12 protein-coding genes and 1 pseudogene are annotated in these 19325 nt (G+C 31.2%); 4 read left to right on the top strand and 9 right to left on the bottom strand.

Annotated features, from left to right (window positions below; all coding sequences use genetic code 11):
• Positions 1-33 precede the first annotated feature (33 nt).
• The 3 genes from C1I91_RS04905 to C1I91_RS04895 are packed head-to-tail and all read right to left on the bottom strand — an operon-like array spanning position 34 to position 3020.
• Positions 34-1440, bottom strand: coding sequence for a glycosyltransferase family 2 protein (locus C1I91_RS04905; protein WP_128211659.1), 1407 nt, complete (start codon positions 1438-1440; stop codon positions 34-36).
• Positions 1433-2602 (bottom strand): HEAT repeat domain-containing protein, encoded by a 1170-nt coding sequence (locus C1I91_RS04900; protein WP_128211657.1) that lies wholly within the window; start codon positions 2600-2602, stop codon positions 1433-1435. The genes C1I91_RS04905 and C1I91_RS04900 overlap by 8 nt, the downstream gene beginning before the upstream one ends.
• A gap of 10 nt (positions 2603-2612) precedes the next feature.
• The gene (locus C1I91_RS04895) at positions 2613-3020 is read right to left on the bottom strand and encodes a response regulator (RefSeq protein WP_164880442.1); all 408 of its coding nucleotides are present in this window, start codon (positions 3018-3020) and stop codon (positions 2613-2615) included.
• Positions 3021-3441: 421 nt separating this feature from the next.
• Between C1I91_RS04895 and C1I91_RS04890 the strand changes: the two are divergent.
• Positions 3442-4742: pseudogene (locus C1I91_RS04890) on the top strand (IS110 family RNA-guided transposase).
• Between the two features lie 85 nt (positions 4743-4827).
• Here the strand turns inward: C1I91_RS04890 and C1I91_RS04885 are convergent.
• From C1I91_RS04885 to C1I91_RS04875, 3 genes are all read right to left on the bottom strand, one after another.
• Positions 4828-6975 (bottom strand): family 2 glycosyl transferase, encoded by a 2148-nt coding sequence (locus C1I91_RS04885; protein ID WP_128211653.1) that lies wholly within the window; start codon positions 6973-6975, stop codon positions 4828-4830.
• Between the two features lie 210 nt (positions 6976-7185).
• On the bottom strand, positions 7186-8505 hold the full coding sequence (locus tag C1I91_RS04880) for a hemolysin family protein (RefSeq protein ID WP_128211651.1): 1320 nt from the start codon (positions 8503-8505) through the stop codon (positions 7186-7188).
• 535 nt (positions 8506-9040) lie between these two features.
• Entirely contained in the window at positions 9041-10477 is a 1437-nt protein-coding gene (locus C1I91_RS04875) for a glycoside hydrolase family 1 protein (RefSeq protein WP_128211649.1), read from the bottom strand.
• A gap of 203 nt (positions 10478-10680) precedes the next feature.
• Between C1I91_RS04875 and C1I91_RS04870 the strand changes: the two genes are divergently transcribed.
• The 3 genes from C1I91_RS04870 (at position 10681) to C1I91_RS04860 (ending at position 13891) form a co-directional block, all read left to right on the top strand.
• Positions 10681-11391 carry an HAD family hydrolase gene (locus C1I91_RS04870; RefSeq protein WP_128211647.1) on the top strand — a complete coding sequence of 237 codons (711 nt, stop codon included), beginning with the start codon at positions 10681-10683 and terminating at the stop codon, positions 11389-11391.
• Between the two features lie 327 nt (positions 11392-11718).
• Positions 11719-12591 carry a magnesium transporter CorA family protein gene (locus C1I91_RS04865; protein ID WP_128211645.1) on the top strand — a complete coding sequence of 291 codons (873 nt, stop codon included), beginning with the start codon at positions 11719-11721 and terminating at the stop codon, positions 12589-12591.
• A 22-nt stretch (positions 12592-12613) separates the two neighbouring features.
• Positions 12614-13891 (top strand): transglutaminase domain-containing protein, encoded by a 1278-nt coding sequence (locus C1I91_RS04860; protein ID WP_128211643.1) that lies wholly within the window; start codon positions 12614-12616, stop codon positions 13889-13891.
• A 122-nt stretch (positions 13892-14013) separates the two neighbouring features.
• Here the strand turns inward: C1I91_RS04860 and C1I91_RS04855 are convergent, their stop codons facing one another.
• From C1I91_RS04855 to C1I91_RS04845, 3 genes are all read right to left on the bottom strand, one after another.
• Positions 14014-14586, bottom strand: coding sequence for a class I SAM-dependent methyltransferase (locus tag C1I91_RS04855; RefSeq protein WP_164880441.1), 573 nt, complete (start codon positions 14584-14586; stop codon positions 14014-14016).
• Between the two features lie 96 nt (positions 14587-14682).
• Entirely contained in the window at positions 14683-15732 is a 1050-nt protein-coding gene (locus C1I91_RS04850; protein ID WP_128211639.1) for a DNA polymerase IV, read from the bottom strand.
• Positions 15733-16079: 347 nt separating this feature from the next.
• Positions 16080-19034: an EAL domain-containing protein gene (locus C1I91_RS04845; RefSeq protein ID WP_128211637.1), complete on the bottom strand. Its 2955-nt coding sequence runs from the start codon at positions 19032-19034 to the stop codon at positions 16080-16082.
• Positions 19035-19325 lie beyond the last annotated feature (291 nt).

The raw sequence follows: 19325 nt of genomic DNA, 5'->3' as shown, positions 1-19325 counted from the left end.
TAGCAAAGAAAAAGTTTCAAAGCAGTATATCTACTAGCCTTGAAACTTTTTTCTTTTAATACTCCCCCAGCTTCCCTTAAGCTTATTAAACTTTAATATACCCTCTAACCTATACAAGGTAGTCATTTGCCTATAACCAAAGTTTTCTATAACTCCGTAAAAGGTTAGCTTTATAAGCTGCCATATGGACGGATACTTATTAAAGGTGTACTCCTCTAGTAATATAGCTCCTATAGAAAGTATTACTCCATACAATATGGAAGCGGCTAGAAATAAAATAAAGTACCTAACATTGAGCAGTCCAAAAATATATGATAAGGGAATAAAGATATACCCTATAACCTCTATAACTGGCCCAATCATCTCAAATATCCAAAAGTAAGGAGCAGCTAAAACTCCTATCTTTCCATATCTAGGATTGAATAATATTCTTTTATTTTTAAACAGACTATCCATTAAACCTATCTGCCATCTTCTTCTTTGAACTCTTAAGTCTTTGAACTTCTCAGGAGCCTGAGTCCAACATACTGGATCTGGAATAAACTTTATTCTATATTTTATTTTTCTCTCTCTCATAGCTCTATGAAGCTTTACTACCAGTTCCATATCTTCTCCTATGGTTTTAACTGTATACCCTCCAACCTCAATTACATTTTCTTTCTTAAACGCTCCGAAAGCTCCAGATATTATAAGCAAAGCATCTATAGCATCCCATCCCATTCTTCCAGTTAAGAAAGCCCTCAAATACTCTACAATCTGGAACATAGCAACTTTATTTTTAGGTAGCCTTATATCTTTTATCTTTCCATTATTTATTATGCTTCCATTAGCTATTCTTACTATTCCTCCTACAGCTACAGTAAGTTTATCCTCTACAAAAGGCATTATAACTCTAACTAAAGAATCACTCTCAAGGATTGAATCAGCATCGATAGAAGCAAATACAGGATATCTAGATACGTTTATTCCTGCATTCAAAGCATCTGCCTTACCTCCGTTTTCCTTATCTACAACCACCAGCTTAGGTATATCTATATTTTTATATATAGCCTTAATTTTATTTGTATTTACTCTATACCTTACAGGCTGATATACCTTTCTCAGGTTAAATCCTTCTATTACTCTTTGTAAGGTTTCATCTTTAGATCCATCATTTATTACAACAATCTCAAATGTAGGATAGTTCAGAGTTAAAAGCGATCTTATGTTATCAACTATAGTTTCCTGCTCATTATAAGCTGGTACTAATACCGAAATAGGAATCATGTTGTCAGATTCGGTATACTTCTTGTGGTTAGAATATCTCATTTTTCTTATATAATCATATAGATTGAAGCTTGACATTATCAATTGAATAAAATATATACCGTTTATTATAAGCACGTAGTATAAAATGAAGTGGTTAAACGCTAAAATAATTCTCCTCAAAATATCAATCATTTTCTGTTTCACCACCATTTTCAATATAGTCCCTTATGAGCTTAGACAATTTATTTTCATGTTCGCTACCAATATCACCTTCATAAACTATCTTTGAAATTAAATCTAGGTCCTCCATAGCTGATATTATTATATCTTTTGCAAACTTATCCTCACCTTCGAAAACTTTATCCACATATTTAAGCTCTTTATCTAACTTTAATATAGCTACAGCTGAATTAAACCTTACAAACCACTGTCTATCTGACAATTTCTCTAGTAAATTCGGTATAACGCTACTTTGCCCATATCTGCCTAAGGTTTTTGCAGCCAAAGCTCTAACCTCCCAGCTATCATCATTTAAGAGATTTGTTATTTTTTCTAAGTATCTTATATCTTTTAAATTTCCTAAAGCCTTTATAGCTGCTATTCTTCTTTCTTTAGATTCATTACCAAGATAGCTAGCTATTTGTTCCACTAGAGAATATTCTAGAGAGTTACCTGCAGACTTAATGAATAACGAACTAATAAACTCATCCTCCGCATGTATCATTTTTGAATATATCTTAGTTTTTTCACCTTCAAAGCTATCTATTATTTCTATAATGCTTCTCTCACTAAGCAGTATAGATCCATCTATTTGAGTAAAAGCTTTTATAAAACTTTCTTCCTCTCCTATCTTGGCTAACGCTAGCAGGGCATTATATTTTATATCCTGAATTGACGATGGCATCTGTTCTAGCAAGTAGGGGATTGCTTTTTTACTCCTTATTTCACCTAATTGTTTGCAGGTAAGTGCTATCTTATATATATTTCTGCTATTTAACTGTTTTATCTCCTGGTCTACTATTCCATAATCTTCGCAAAACTTAATAAGAACCTCCCTAAACTCACCTTTAAAGTTTTCCAAATAGTAGACTATTCTCTCTTCAACGATATCCCGTCTAAGCCTGCTTCTTAGTATTTTCTTTAGTCTTACTTGCGTTATATCCGGGTTTGTAACCTCTGACTTATCAATTAATTCATTTATCACAGAATCAATTTCTGGAATAAGCTGCTTCTCATACCTTGATTTTCTTTTCTTAGTTAACCTTTCTATAGCTTTTTCAATTATTATATATACATATAAAAATTCAACTATTATGCTGAAAAGGATTATAGAATAATATATATACTGCTCCATCTATACACCATCATTCTTTTATATACTTTTTTATTAACTCATCCATTGTCTTTGGTGAAAATGGCTTTTTTAGGATTTCATCAGCTCCTATATCCATAAGATTCACCTCATGTTCTTCCCCTTTTTGCCCAAGCAATACTATTATCTTTATATTATTATCTATCTTTTTAGCTTTTTTTATAAATTCATCTGCATACATAGTGTCCATATAATAGTCAATTATCATTAAATCAAATTTTGTGTACTTCATGAAAACTAATGCATCATTGCCATTTTGTGCAACTGAAACTGAATATTTCTTATTTTTATATCTACTAATCATTATAGAGGTCAATGAAATATCATCATCTACAATTAGTATGTTTCCTTTACTATCTTCAACTACCTTATGTTCTAATAAAAGTGATTTATTTTTCAAATTACTGTCCTCCTTGTATAATCTAGTTGTAACATTTGATAGAAAACTATTTATCTTTCTAACGAACATTACACTTCTTATTATTTTTAATATTCTTATTTATTACTTTGCCTACGCCCCGATAGGGATTATGCATTTCATATCTTAAATAGTTTTTTATTTAAATTCCAAAAGGAATCTAACCAAATTTAATATAGTTTAGTATAATACTCCTGAATAGAAGATAGATGTACCCCTCCTGGGAGGTCTTTTAGAACCTATACCCGTAAATTAGCGTATCGTTCCATCAGGTAGAATTCTATGTTTAGCTGGTTGGGTTTCCATTCTGGAATTACCCGTGTCACAAACAAGGTTATAAGCTATCTGATAGAGTGGAAGTTCTATTCTATCTCTAAAATTTAATTAAAAGGAGATATATACAATGTCTAAATTTTTTTATAGTCCTGTAGTAGGAATTGATGTTTCAGCTGATTTTTCATATGTTGCGATACTCGCTCCGAATGGTGATATCCATAAGAAACCCTTTAAGATAAAACATGACCTCAATGGTTTCGACCACTTAGTTAATGAAATAAAAAAAGTGGAAGAAGAGTTTAACATGAAAACGGCAATTTTCATGGAGTCCACTGGTGTGTACCACTTATCTCTTTTCCACTATCTTAATAATAATTTTGATAACACATTTGTTATCAATCCACTCGTTACTAAGTCTAACAAAAATGGAGACATAAGAAAAGTGAAAAATGATAAAAAAGACTCTTTATCTATTGCAACAATAGGAAAATTTCAAAATATTAAGCTATCTCAAAAGCTTGATCTTGATGTTTTCCTTCTGAAAAATCTTGTAAGAGAATATTATAAACTTACAGATACTTGCTCTACTTTTAAGAAAAAATTATCTGCTGATTTAAGAGTTATTTTTCCTGGATATAATACTATATTTTCAAATTCTAACTCTAAAAGTTCACTTGAGCTTTTAAGTCAATATCCAACGCCACAATCAATTTTAGATGCACCTAAGGAAGATATAATTACAATTTTCCTTACCAACTCTAAAAAAGGCATTGCATGGGCCGAAAATATATATTCTAAATTGACTAATGCTGCTAAAGAAGCTAAAATCATTGGCTTACCGTTAGACGGTTTAGCCGTCAAAATAGATAGTACTATAACTTTAATAAAGACTATTGAATCAGAAATAAATACTATATTAGAGCAAATTAATACGTTTATAAATTCTGAAACATTTCCTAATTCAATTAGAGATAATATTAACTTAATTGATTCAATTCCGGTGTATAGGACGCTTAACAGCTATTACCTTAATAGCTGAAATAGGTGATATTGATGGCTTTCTTAAACCAAAACACCTTGTTGCTTTCTTTGGTATTGATAGTTCAGTTAATGAGTCAGGTAACTTTAAGGGCGATAATAAAAAATTTCAAAAGAGGAACTCGTTTCGGTCGAAGAGCATTATATGCTGTTGCATTAGCATCTATTCGTAACAATCGTAATGGAATTCCTATAAACAAAGTTCTATTAGACTATTATCAAATAAATATGAAAGGTAAAAAGCCTAAAATCGCCTTAATAGCTATAATGCATAAGATTATAAATTATATTTTTGCTGTTCTCCGAAATCAAACTCCGTTTGAGCAAAGAGATCCTAAAATACATAAACAAATGTTTTTAGAAAATAATTCTTTAAACAAGGTCGCTTAACTATATTCCAATTTTTGTAACCGTTCGTGTTTTAAAACGGTTTGTTTGCTATACCCTTTTTTTCGAAAAATATTTTTTTATAAATTTACTTGACTATTATTAGCTGGTCTATGTATTTGAATGCATCCTTAAGTATGTAGTAAGAAGGCTTCAGCCTTTCGTGATAACTTGGAATATTCCAATTGTTCCAGCTAAAGTATCCCATTTCATTGCTACTTATATTTTTATTATTGGCTATATGTATACCACCTATATAAATACCATTTACCGCCTTAGGACTAATTCCATTTACATAAAGGTCATTCATTACTTTCTTAGTCGAAGGATCCATAAAGTTTATAAGCTGCCATGGAATCCTTATTTCTATATTATCTCCGTTAACATTAAAATCTGTTAAAGAATTGTACTTATCATGCTTTGGGTTGCCGTCTCCGAAGGTTAGTCTTCCAGTTTCGTATTTTGATAGCGGTAGTGTAATCTTATCCTGAGGCAAAAACAACTCTTTATTAAGACATAAATATATTGGGTTGAAGATATTATTTTGTTTCTTTTCATATTCTAAGTTTCTCTCAATCATATTTAACTGCTTAGCATATAGGTAGTAAAAAGCGTCATAGTAGCTATGGACTAAGACCCTTGAATTGCTTTTACCATCTATATATACTATAAAGTCTACAGGCCTTTGAAACTTTACCTGCGTATCTTTCATAGTGTAGCTTCCAGAATTGTCAGTTACATCTATAGGAATTAGAAACTTATCTTTATCTATATTGAAGTTATCTATCTTAGCATATAGATATAAATATTTTTCATCCTGCTTGGCGTATAAGCTAAAGTCATTCCCTTTCGCTAAAAGCTTACTGTCTTCCCACTCCTTTGGGTCCCCATCAACGTAACATACACTGTCTTTCTTCCCAGGATCGAAAGCTAAAACACCAAATTCTTGCTCATTTGTCTGTGGATTAGACCAATATGCTCTTCTTTCCGGTATGTCTAAATCCATGGTATTCCAAGTCCTCTTAAACCATTCATCCTGCCAAGTAAAAACTAAGCCACCCATATATCCTTCATCGTATATGTTCTGCAGCATGAACTTATTCATTTCTCCTTGACTCTTCTCATCCACATCTCCTTGATTAAACCCCATATGTATATTGACGTGTGCCGATCCTCTGGAAGCTGGTATGCCAAACTCTGCTACTAATACTGGAACCGTATGCTTTTTTATAAGATCCTTCAAATAAGCTCTATAAGTATTGGTTTTTCCGTCTGGATCTTTATAATTAGCATAATCATGCTGATAGTTCATAAGATCAGGATAATAAGGATATATATGATAGGAAGCAAATAACCCAGGCTTAAAGGCTTCCTTCCTTTTTATATGCTCCGTATTAACAGAAACCTTATCTTCTTTTGGAAGTGGTTCATTTGGGTGAGCTAACATATCTGTAGTAACCCAATTAGTAAAGCTTGTAGGCCTTTGCATCTTATAGTTTGCGGTTTCATAATCTATAGCATAATCCCCTATCTCACAAAGAAACTTTTCAAAAGGTGATGCTCCCTTTGTATATAAGTATTTACCTTCATAGCTGCTACCTTTAGTATTAATTTCATCAGTATTTATAACAAAATCAGGATCCCACTCTATACCAAGTATCCAACCTGCAACATATGAAGATACGTCTTTCTTATATACTCCACTGGCATATCCTCTTTTCTCAGGAAGCTCTGCCTTTCCATGGATTATATCTATTAAAGCCTTTATATCCTCCTTTGCCTGAAGCTTTATCTTACTATCTTCAGCATTCTTTATTTTAGATATATTCTCTTCATTTATCCAAAGGCCTTGAAATAGATAAATAGGCTTAATCGACTCCCTATTATATTCATAAAGTGCTTCGTAAAAACTTGGTTTTAAAGTAGTATATACTCTTACATAATCAGCATTCATTTCTCCTATATACTTGAACCATCTCTTATATTCTTCCTTAGTTATAGCAAGTTCCCCTGGAAAAGTTCCTGGTTTTGCCGCACCTATATTTACCCCTTTAACAAACTGCTTCTTCCACTTTCCAATATCATAAATATAAAAATTCTTAGAATCTACTTTAGAAACAAAACTGATATCTTCTTCCTTATATGTAGATAACTTATTCCTTACGATATAACCAAACTTCCATATGGACAAAATAATAATCATTAAGGCTATTATCACCGACAAAAACTTCTTCATATAAATACTGCTGACAAATTCTCATAGAACTATATAAATATTATTCTTAATTAAATTCATTTTTTATGAGACGCCAACAAGCTCCTTTCTACAGATTTATCAAGTTAATATATATATTATGTTCTAATACACTTTTAACCATGTAAAAAGTATATGAGGAAAATCTGGCAGCAAAAAAACAGCTAAGAGTAAATACTCCTAGCTGTTTTTTTATCTGGACATACACGCCCTTATTTTCTTTATTCTCTTATCTCCAACTTCTTCAACCTTAAACATAACATTCTTATACTCTACAATCTTTTCCTCTTCACTTCTAGGAATTTTACCTATCATACTTACAAGGAAACCACCTATAGTATCAAAGTTATCAGTTTCTATATCCAAATGGAGATGATCATTAACATCATTTATGGATAAAAGACCATCTATTAAATAAGTGTTATTATCTAACTTCTTAATTTCACTTTCATTATCATTGTCATCATACTCATCAAAGATATTACCCATTACCTCTTCAATCAGGTCTTCAATAGAAACTATTCCTGAGAATCCACCGTATTCGTCTATAAGGATAGCCATATGATTCTTAGAGTCTTGAAGTTCCTTAAAAAGAGTATCTATATTCTTTGTTTCAGGAACAAAATAAGGAGCTCTTAGTATGCTTCTTAAATTGATCTTATCAATACCAGTTTTATTGGCCTGAAAGAAGAAATCCTTCATATATAATATCCCTATTATATTGTCAATATCGTCTTCATAAACAGGGACTCTAGAGAAGTTTTCGTTTAACAGTTTTGATGATATCTCTCTTATTGGAGTATTTATGTTTAATAAAAATACCTCTGTTCTTGGAGTCATTACTTCTTTAGCTAACTTATCATCAAACTCAATTATACTTTCTATCATTTCTTTTTCAGTTTCATTTATAACACCATGCTCTTGTCCAACTTGAACCAGTGACTTTATTTCTTCCTTAGAAACCTTTTCTTCTAAATTCTTATCATCAATTCCAACTAGTCTCAAAAGCAAATTAGTAGATCCTGAAAGGAACTTTATAAAAGGACTAGTTACCTTTGAAACAAACAAAATAGGCATAACTGAGAACATCGCTATCCCCTCAGAATTCTGAAGAGCAATTCTCTTTGGAAACAATTCTCCAAATACCAGTGTAAAGTATGATAGTAATATAGTTATAACAACTAAAGAAATCTGGCTGCTATAAGGTATATTAAACTTATCTAAAAATGTGGAAAAGTGACTGCTTATTCCAGTAGCAGCTGAAGCACTGGCAAAAAAGCTCGCAAGAGTTATACCAACTTGTATAGTTGCTAAAAAGTTACTCGGTTCGTCTAAAAGTCTGATTAGAGATATGGCTTTCTTATTTCCTTTGTCAGCAAGGTTTTTAATCCTATTCTTATTCAAGGAAACTATTGCCATTTCTGCAGATGAGAAAAAAGCATTTACTAGTGTTAAAATAACTATTAATATTAATTGAAACAAAATACTACTACTATACGGGCTCGGGTCCATATATTAAATACCTCCTAAAACATTATAGCTATAATGATATCATAGCAAAAAAATTCTTTCAAATTCGAAAAATTCTTAGAATTGTCTAATAATTTACCTTTTAAGCCTACTACTGATTTTAGCATAGCTAGTCTTTCTAAACCTCGCTCATAATTCAAATAAGTAGTTATAGCTCGTATAAATATCAAACATAAAATTTTTCTTATATATTATATGAATCGTTAATATAAGTTTGTTACTTTATAATAGGATAAAAATAAATATGCTTTTAAAGTACCAGGTTGTATTTAAATGGTCAGTCTCCCGATACTTTAATAAGCTTGCGCTAATTGCTCTCTCATATAGTATCTCCTTCCTAACCACTTAATTTCAATAGTACTTTCAAACACAGCGAAAATAAAAATGTACCTACTACTATATCAAAGAAGCTAATACTTCTAAAATACAGCAATAGGTACTGTTTTATAGATAGCTTAATATATTAAGCTATCTATAAAGTGGAACTTATTATATATTAACTATAAGGGTTTGCTTTTTATAAATCATCACCGTTGGTAGCTATAATATCTTTATACCAATAGTAACTCTTCTTCTTAATTCTTCTTAAATCCTTGTCACCAGTTTCATCTTTATTTACATAAACGAAACCGTAACGCTTCTGATATCCATTTAACCAGCTCAAAAGATCTGTGAAGGACCATGTACAATAACCTATAAGATTTACACCATCAGTTATTGCTTCCTTGCAAGCCTTAACATGAGCTTCTAAATAATCTATTCTATAATCATCATTCACAACATCATTTTCTTCTAGCTTATCAAATTCACCTAGTCCATTTTCAGTTATTAACACAGGAAGCCCGTATCTATTTGAAATTCTTCTAAGTGCAACTCTTAAGCCTTCAGGATCAATCTCCCAGTCCCAGTTAGTAGCTTCAAGATGCTCATTTCTTTTAGTCTTAAACACCCCTGGGATACCACTGTCTTGAGTACTTCCCTTCTTACCAGAAGTATTCATTTTACCTTCGCCTACCCCATCAAGCGGATTGGCTTCTACTGTAGTGGTTCTGTAGTAATTAACTCCCATAAAATCAGGAGTACCTGCTTTTAAAAGTTCTATATCTCCATCCTTTATGGTTGGAGCTAACCCTTTGCTTTGTAAATACTTAAAGGCTATTGCAGGATATTCACCTCTTACATAAACATCCATCCACCAATAATTATTTAATTCCTCATAGTTCTCAAAAGCCAATATATCTTCTGGTTTACAACTAGCTGGATATGCTGGCGAATAAGCAAAGCTTGGCCCTATTTTTCCATTAGGAACATACTTTCTAAAAGATTGTATAGCTTTTGCATTTGCTAAGAATGCTATATGATTTGCTTCATAAAGTCTTTTTTGATCCTTTACTCCTGGTGGGTGAAGTGCTGAACCATAGCCAAGACCTATAAATACATTCTGCTCATTCAATGTAACCCAATGCTTAACTCTATCTCCAAAAGCCTTAAATAAAGTTATACAATATTCATTAAAATCATTTATAATTTCTCTAGACTCCCAAGCACCGTAAGCATCCATTAAAGCCTGAGGTACATCCCAATGATATATTGTAACTACTGGCTCTATATTATTTGCAATTAATTCATTTATAAGATTATCGTAAAATTTTAAACCTTCTTGGTTTACTTCGCCTTTTCCATTTGGATATATTCTACTCCATGCAATAGAAAATCTATATGCTTTTAGTCCCATTTCTTTCATTAAAGCAACGTCTTCTTTATATCTGTGATAATGATCTACTGCCACATCACCATTAGTGCCCATGTATGTTGTACCTGGTATCTTAGTATATATGTCCCATACTGATGGACCTTTTCCGTCTTCATCCCACGCACCTTCTACCTGATATGCTGCTGAAGCTGATCCCCAAAGAAAGTTTTCGGGAAATTTACTTAATTTATCGTATATCACAATCACCACTCCCTTTGATATAATTCTATAATTAAAATTATATTGGGTAAACAATTACAGCACTTATAGTAACATGTTAACAACTATTGTGAATTTGTTTTTTCAAAAAACATGTTGTTACATAAAGGTTCCCTACAATATTGTACAATCATAATTATTAATTTATAATATTTATTAGACTTTATTTATGACAGGAGAATTATATGAACACTATATTATTTGATTTAGATGGTACTTTACTACCTATGGATACAGATGAATTCACAAAAATATATTTTACAGAAATGGCCATTTACCTTTCCGATCTTATTGATGGAAAAACCTTAGCGAAAAACATATGGGCTTCCACTGAAGCTATGGTAAAAAGTCTTGATTTCAAAACCAATGAAGAAGTATTCTTAGAAGACTTTGCTACTAGAATAGATACAGATATAAATATTTATAAAGAAAGATTTTATAGCTTTTACGATTCTGGATTCTTAAATGCAAAAAAGGCAGTTTATGAAAATGAACATATAAAAAAGAGTGTAGCCCTATTAAAGGAAAAAGGCTACCAACTTGTTATAGCAACTAACCCACTGTTTCCTCTAAAAGCTATACTACATAGAATAAGCTGGGCTGGACTTAATGTTGATGACTTTGTATACATATCTTCATATGAAAAGAACCACTACTGTAAACCACAAGTTAAGTTCTATGAAGAAATATTGAAAGATCTAGGAAAAAGTCCTGGAGATTGCATTATGGTAGGTAATGATGTTGAAGAAGATATGGTTGCTGGGAATATCGGCATAGAGACCTACTTAATAACTGATAACTTATTGCAAAGATCTGCCGATGAAGCTAAGGCTGATCACAAAGGAAGTTATGAAGACTTTTACAAATTTGCAGAAAAACTTCCAAAACTAGCTTAAAATAATACATATGCATTTGTTGCCCTTCGCATAGTTCTAATTTAGATGAACTGTGTGAGGGCATTTTTAGCTTTTAGAAAATTTTACATCTTTTACTCACAGATATTGTCCTCCTTATCTACCATAATAATCATAGTTGTTACCTTTCATTATTTATCTTATAATTAAAGATGTATCATCTGTATCCTAAGTTATTCTCAAAACTTCGCTGGGTTCTGAGAGAAGTTTCGAAATATATATTTTATTTCAAAGTGATACATCTATATCTATAAAGAGACTTCTTTAATCTCTTTATAGAAAGTAATATTATATTTTCGGAGGCGCATTGTGGCTTATATATTTTATAAAGATGGACATTCTGTAGGTAACACATCCATAGATAATCTTAAGGATATGAATTCAGATATAATCTTATATATATCACAAGATAAAAATGAGAGTTTTTTTAAGACTCCTCATAAAAATACTTCAATCACAGTAACTAGAGATATTGTTCACAAAGATAAAAACACAATACTTCTAAGTATCCCCTACTTAAATACCCATAGTAAATATATAATAGAAGCTATTTTATATAAAGATACCTTAATAGTAAACCTAAAGGATAAATCTTGCATCGAGTTTTTAAAAGAAAAATTAACCACAGATACTACTGTGAACTCAAAGTCCTTATTGCTTCACTTATTTGAATATTTATCTTTCACTTATATGGACAAGCTTATGAGACTTAATGAAACCATAGAGGATTTATTCGAAAATGCTATTTCTGATAAGGTTATAGAAATGGAACAAATTCTTAAAAAGAAAAAAATAGTTTCTCTTATAAAAAGGTATACCACTTACTATAAATCAATGGTCAACTATCTAGAGGACGAGCTGTCTGATCAGATTATGTATAATAAAGTTTTCTTCTCCTTTGACCATGCATTACAAATAGTAGAAAATGTTGAAAGCTCCATATACTCCTGTATCGACATATATAATTCTATTTCCGGAAATAAGATGAATAAAACCATGGAACTTTTAACCTTTATAACTATATTCACTTTACCATTGACAATCATTACCGGAGTATTTGGAATGAATTTTGAGAATATGCCTTTGCTATCAAATAAATTCGGTCTTGCTTTAGCTTTTTTAATAGCTATTGCCATAGCATTAATAGAGTACCTATTTTTTAAAAAGAAGAAATATTTATAGAAATTGAAGGGGTGAGCTGTTTATGAATACAAAAAAACTTTCTCTTATGATTTGCGCTATAATAACTCTAAGCGTAGCATTGTCTGGTTGTACTAAAGTAGAAGCGGTGGTAACCAGTACTCCTGTTAGCAGTGAGCCTAATGTAATAAAATATGAACCTCCTACTGGAACTTCATCTTCTACTACTTCGTCAAAAAGCAGTAACACTAGTTCTAATGGAAAAAATTCAAATTCTCAAGCTTCTGGTGAAAAAAATAGTGGAGCTTCTGCAGTCAAGTCAGTAACATCAAGTAAATCTACAAGTATAAAGACAAGTAATGCCACTAAAGCCAATGTGTCATCTGAATCTTCTTTATATGAAGCAATAAAGAAAAGCATTGAAACTGGAACTGATATATCTGTAGATTTATCAAAGCTTTCAATCAATGAGGATATATCAGATTACGCATTAAGAGTAGCTAGTGAAACCGGATATGCTGGCTATTTATCAAATGTTCAGTATAATACCACTGGAAACATTGTAGTTCTGCACTTTAACTATAAAGCTGGCAAGGATGGCTTTATGTCTCAGATAGCAGCGGTTAATTCAAAGGTCCAATCTGTTGTCAGTTCCGTGATAAAACAAGGAATGAATGATTTTCAAAAAGAAGTAGCCTTGCATGACTATGTTGTAAACAATACAGTATATGATTCTAAAAACCTTGAAGCCAACACATTACCTGATGATTCCTTTACCGCTTACGGCGTTTTCTTTAAGAAGGTTGCTGTATGCCAAGGGTACTCTGAGGCTATGTATAGACTATTAAATGCAGCTGGTGTGTCAACTAAGATAGTTACCGGTACTGCTAATGGAGTGCCTCACGCTTGGAATCTTGTTAATATAAACGGTGCTTATTATCAATTAGATTCAACCTTTGATGATCCTATATCATCCTCAGGTAACCTTTTAAGCTATAATTACTTTAATATAACTGATAGTCAGATATCAAGAGATCATAGCTGGAATAGAAACAACTATCCTGCAGCTACAAGCACTGCTGCAAACTATTTTAAAGTTAATAATCTATTAGCTAACAACAAGAATGATTTTTACAGTATCATATATGATGGACTTGCAAAAAGTAAAACCACTATAATATGTAAGACAAGCAATTATGACACTAATACATTTTCTCCTAGTGCTTTAGTGGATGTTATCTCTAAACACCCAGAATTGAAGAACATAAATAGCTCCAAGGGCTTCTCTTATAGTTACGATCAAAATTCAAACGTAATGGAATTCTTCGTAAGTTATAAATAATAAGGTTTTATAGAATTGAAATAATATAAAAAATCGCTAACTGTATTTATGTTAGCGATTTTTTATATGTGATTTTTTATCCGTATGTGATAAAGTTCTATTCATCTAAGTATTTATTAAGATTACATTTTTACTGCTAATATTCCATAGGTTGACTGGCTAAAATTATAAATCTTCTCTATGTTAAAACCAGCTTTAGCTAGTAGATCCTTAGCGCTATCTATAGAAATCAAATCTCTCGTCTTTACTTGATGCTCTTCGCATTCCATTGAATGATTGAAGAAAGCTAGCTTTCCATTAGCCTTTAATATCCTACCTACCTCAGCTAAGAAAACTTTTTTATCTTGTACTTCTTGAATAACATCACATAATAATGCAAAGTTAATTGAAGCCGACTCCAATTTAAGATTATCATCATCAGTTTTTATAGTTATAATATTATTTAGTTCGCTAAACATAGCCCTTTTATCTACTTCATCTAGCATCTTTTCAGATACATCTAGAGCATAGATTTTGTTTTTACTGATTAACTTTCCTAAGGGTATAGTAAAATTACCCTTTCCACATCCAATATCTGCCACAACATCATCTTCACTTACACCGAAACTAGATAAAACTTCAAATGGTGAAGCCTCTATCTTAATTGAGTCACTATGAAATAAAGCTCCGTTTTGTATATTTAAATTGTGTTCCATATATAATAATCCCCTTCCCAAGAAACTTATCCTTGTAAAATCCATATCTCCTATAATAATTATCGCCATTATTTAATATTTATAGACTCTACAAACTTATTTACTCCAAAAAGACATTTGTTCTATAGTCCCTTCTTTCAAAGATGAAACTGATAATCCTATCAATCTTATCTTTTCTTCTAATTCCATACCTTCTAATATATCTAGTGCTTCTTTATACAAGTCTTTTTCTTCATTTATATATATATTCAATGTTCTACTCTTAGTATGATTCATAAATGAGGCTGTCTTAATTTTTAACGTAATAGTCCTTGCACTAAAGTTTCTATTTTTGAGAATAGAACTTATCTCGCTAGAAAACTCTTTAATATACTCTTTAAGTTCAATAAAGTCATTAGTATCAGTTCTCAAAGTAGTTTCCTTCCCAATAGACTTTCTTTCTCTGGATGTTATAACCTTTCTGTTGTCTATACCTCTTATTCTATCATAAATTTCATGACCAAACTTACCAAAATACTCGACAAATATATCCTCTGGAAGCCTATACAGTTCCTCAACGGTAAATATTCCTATATTATTAAGCTTCTTAACTGACTTTGATCCAAGTCCGTATATCTTATTTATCGGTAATGGAAACAAAATCTTTGGAACCATATCTTTATTTATTATTTTTAATCCATTAGGTTTATTCCAATCCGAAGCAAGTTTAGCCAAAAACTTATTATAGGATATACCAACAGATAGTGTTAATCCTATCTCATTTCTAACCCTATTTTTTATATTATTAGCTATATCCACAGGATCTTGTTTTATATGACTTACATCCAAGTAGGCTTCATCAATACTTAATGGCTCTATGTAAGGAGTTATGCTGCGAAAAATGTTGAATATATTATTTGATATATCCTTATATCTGCCAAATCTAGGTTTAAGAAAAACAGCATTTGGACATAGTTCCTTGGCCATAAAGATAGGCATTGCACTTTTTACTCCAAAACGTCTGGCTTCATAAGAGCATGTTGCTACCACACCCCTATTAGAAGTTCCTCCCACTATAACCGGCTTACCCTTTAATCTTGGATTATCCAATATCTCTACTGATGCAAAAAAGGCATCCATATCAACATGAATTATTCTGCTATCCAAAAATAATCCCTCCATCTGAAAAGGCTCTATATAAATTAGACAATATAACTATTATATCAAAAAGAACACATGTTTGCACTGTATTTTATATTATTATCGCTTCCTAGACGGTAAAAAAATTGCTAAATCGATTTTCTTTAGTTACTTTTTTGCACATCTGCCCTTCCTGAACGTATATAGGCAAATTCTGGCAGGTGGCATGCTCCTACTTTTTTACTGTCTACCCTTAATATTCGTAGGCTTAGATAACAAAAAAAATATGATTCCATTAACAGTAAAAAATTGCTAATGATCATGTTCATTAGCAATTATCTTAACCTATAGTAAAAGCAATACTCGGTTTATTTTTAATTTATAGCATTATACCTTTTTAACAGGTCTGCTATTTGGTTTTCTGGTAAAGGCTTTGATATAAAATAACCTTGGACAATATCACAGTGTTGCTTAGACAAATATAGATACTGCTCTTCTGTTTCCACGCCTTCAGCAACAACCTTTAGTCCCATATGATGAGCTAGTTGTATTATTATCCCTACTATGCTTTCATTTGAGCTACTTATACTCTCTGCATTTAGCTCATCTATAAACACCTTGTCTATCTTCAAAACATCAAAAGGCATATCTTTTAAATAAGTAAGTGAAGAGTATCCCTTTCCAAAGTCATCTAGAGATATACTTATAGATTTTTCTTTAAGCTTATTTAATTTAGAAATATTTTTATCTATTGACTCCATAAGTATAGACTCAGTAATTTCCAAGTTTATAAATTTAGATTGGATATCATACTTAGAAATAACATCCTCCACCATAGATATAAAGTCATCCTGTAGCAATTGTACTACTGATACATTTACCGAAACACTTATATCCTTGTAGCCTAAGCTATGTATTTTCTCAATAAATTCACAGGATTTCTCTAAAACCCATTGTCCTATTTCTATGATTAAACCTGTCTTTTCTGCCAAAGAGATGAACTTTAATGGAGAAACAAAACCTAATAACTCACTATTCCACCTTATCAAAGCTTCAAAGCCTTCAATCCTTGAATCCTTAAGTGAAATCTTTGGTTGATAATGTAATATAAATTCATCTTTTTCTAAAGCAGTTCTTAATTGATTTTCCATTATAACCATTTCTAATATATTATCATTCATCCATTTTTCAAAAAAAGTAAAGGTCCTTTTACCAACTTCCTTAGACTTGTACATGGCAGTGTCAGAATTCTTCAGAAGATCCTCAAAATTCTCTCCATCTCTTGGATAAACTGCAGCTCCAAAACTTGCTGAAGCTATAACTTTTATTCCATTTATTATTATCTTAGCCTCTAGTCTATTAGATAAATTACTAATATACTCATTAACCCCCTTATCGTCTATATTAGGTAATAATATTAAAAACTCATCTCCTCCTAGTCTGGCTACTATTCCTCTATCTCTAGTAAAGTTTTTAATTCTTTTCGATACTTCGATAAGCAGATCGTCTCCAACTGTATGACCAAAGGAATCATTAATATTTTTAAAATTATCTATATCCATAAATATCACAGCTATGTTTTTATTATTATTCTTCACTAAATTATCAAAGTTATTAGCGATTTCTACCCTATTAGGCAACCCTGTAAGTGAATCAAAGAATGCCATTTGTCTGATTTGCTCTTCCTGAAGCTTTCTCTCGTGTATATCCGAATGAGATCCCACTAACTTAAATGATCTTCCATGATTATCTCTTATTACTTTTCCAATAGCATGAATCCACTTATAGTCTCCATCCTTACTTGTTATCCTATAATCACAGGAAAAGCTTTCTAAAGCTCCAGAAATAATATCATATATAACACCCCGAGCTACTAAAACATCTTCTGGATGAACTATACTAAACCAATCTTCCATGGTTTTGACTTCACTTCTAGTAAGTCCAAAAATCTCATGCCATCTATCTGAGAAATATCTTTCACCAGTTTCTAAGTCAATCTCCCAAAGACCATCGTTAGCGGTTTCAAAGATAATTCTATACATTTCTTCATTCTTCTGTATAAGATCTCGACTTTCCTCTAACTTAATATATTGATCTCTAAGCTCCTCATCTGAAGCTGACAACTCTTCGTATATCTCAGATAATTGATAATTACTTTCTATTAATTTATTTTCAGCTTTTTTCCTTCTTACTACGTTTCTCATTAAGATTACTATGAATATAATCAATAAACTAATGATTCCTGTTATTATCCATACTAGATGTTTATATGAAGCATAAAAAGAGAAATCCTTATTTATTACCTCACTTCCCCTAGGTATCTTATCCAAACCTATACCAAACTTTTTCATTACTTGATTATCATAAATACCTCTAACTGATCCCTTAGCTCCTAATATATTCTTACTGATTTTTTCTCCATTTATGATCTTAATTGCAATCTCAGCAGCGCTCCTCCCATGCCTCTCACCACTTAGTACACTACCGCCAAGGGCTCCATGATTAAGTCCTGTTTCATAAACAGTAAATATAGGAACTTCTATCCTTTTACTTAGGTAGTATGCTACCTCTTCATGCTGAACTGTTCTACCTGTGCTGTCTCTAGCATAAGTGGTCATTAAAATGATGCTGTTTTTATCAATATTCGGCAAGGCTGTATTAAAGTCATATAAATCAATATTGTTAATAGAATCTAAATTTATATTAATTCCTAACTTACTCACTGCACTTTTAACTTCTTTAAAGGATGCTGTCCCTGACTCTGTATTGTCATGAACCACGTATATCTTATTTGCAATTGGATATATATTTAATGCAGCTTTTATTGTGTCCTCTACATCTATTTTTTCTATTACTCCATATGTATTATTGGATTCCTTAATTATTTCCGGTATTGTTTCTTCATAAACTCCTGAAAATACTATTGGAATATCTCCAAAAATCTCACTTCTATTTTTTATAGAAAAGTTTAGTGCAGCATCATCAGTTGTCATAACCAAATCTATTTTCTTATTGGAATATTTATACTTAATGATGTCTTTAAACTTGTCTAAATTTTCACTATAGGGGTTGTTCTTCCAATCTATATATTCTACATATATCTTAGAATTTGGATAAGAAGTCTTAAAGGTTTCTAAAATACCATTTGTTTGTAGTAATGTCCAGGTATATGTACTATCATAGGAATTGATTAACAAAATATTTTTGGGCTGTTGCTCTGCTTTTATAAAGGTACTATTAGAAGATAGACTTATGTTGTATATGAATATTACAATTAAGAAAATAATAAAAACCATACGCTTTACTCTACTACTTTTCATTTTTTTCATATCAGAACACAAAGCCTCCTTCCTATAAGACAATTTTATTTATTTTTTGACATTAATTTCATAATATCAATAATAATTATAATGCATATGAAAAATTATGTCTATTAACATTAAACTTTTTTTAATGTATTTAATTTCCTTATTAAATTTCGTATTTTTTCTAAACGCATAGTACTATTATCGTACGAATCTAATTTTTCTTTTCTGTTAAAAAGTTCATGTAATTCCAACAAGGCATATTTGACCACCTTCATATTCTAGTGCCGTTAAAGTACATTACATAAACAAGCT

The organism is Clostridium manihotivorum (assembly GCF_004015185.1).
GTDB classification, from domain to species: domain Bacteria; phylum Bacillota; class Clostridia; order Clostridiales; family Clostridiaceae; genus Clostridium_AR; species Clostridium_AR manihotivorum.
The sequence above is the reverse complement of the archived record's forward strand: the minus strand, read 5'-3'. Positions and strand labels throughout refer to the sequence as shown.

What these genes read in the sequence shown, in the direction of transcription:
- C1I91_RS04905 (WP_128211659.1), bottom strand. Translation starts at nt 1,440, where the DNA reads ATGATTGATATTTTGAGGAGAATTATTTTAGCGTTTAACCACTTCATT.
- C1I91_RS04900 (WP_128211657.1), bottom strand. Translation starts at nt 2,602, where the DNA reads ATGGAGCAGTATATATATTATTCTATAATCCTTTTCAGCATAATAGTT.
- C1I91_RS04885 (WP_128211653.1), bottom strand. Translation starts at nt 6,975, where the DNA reads ATGAAGAAGTTTTTGTCGGTGATAATAGCCTTAATGATTATTATTTTG.
- C1I91_RS04880 (WP_128211651.1), bottom strand. Translation starts at nt 8,505, where the DNA reads ATGGACCCGAGCCCGTATAGTAGTAGTATTTTGTTTCAATTAATATTA.
- C1I91_RS04870 (WP_128211647.1), top strand. Translation starts at nt 10,681, where the DNA reads ATGAACACTATATTATTTGATTTAGATGGTACTTTACTACCTATGGAT.
- C1I91_RS04860 (WP_128211643.1), top strand. Translation starts at nt 12,614, where the DNA reads ATGAATACAAAAAAACTTTCTCTTATGATTTGCGCTATAATAACTCTA.
- C1I91_RS04855 (WP_164880441.1), bottom strand. Translation starts at nt 14,586, where the DNA reads ATGGAACACAATTTAAATATACAAAACGGAGCTTTATTTCATAGTGAC.
- C1I91_RS04845 (WP_128211637.1), bottom strand. Translation starts at nt 19,034, where the DNA reads ATGAAAAAAATGAAAAGTAGTAGAGTAAAGCGTATGGTTTTTATTATT.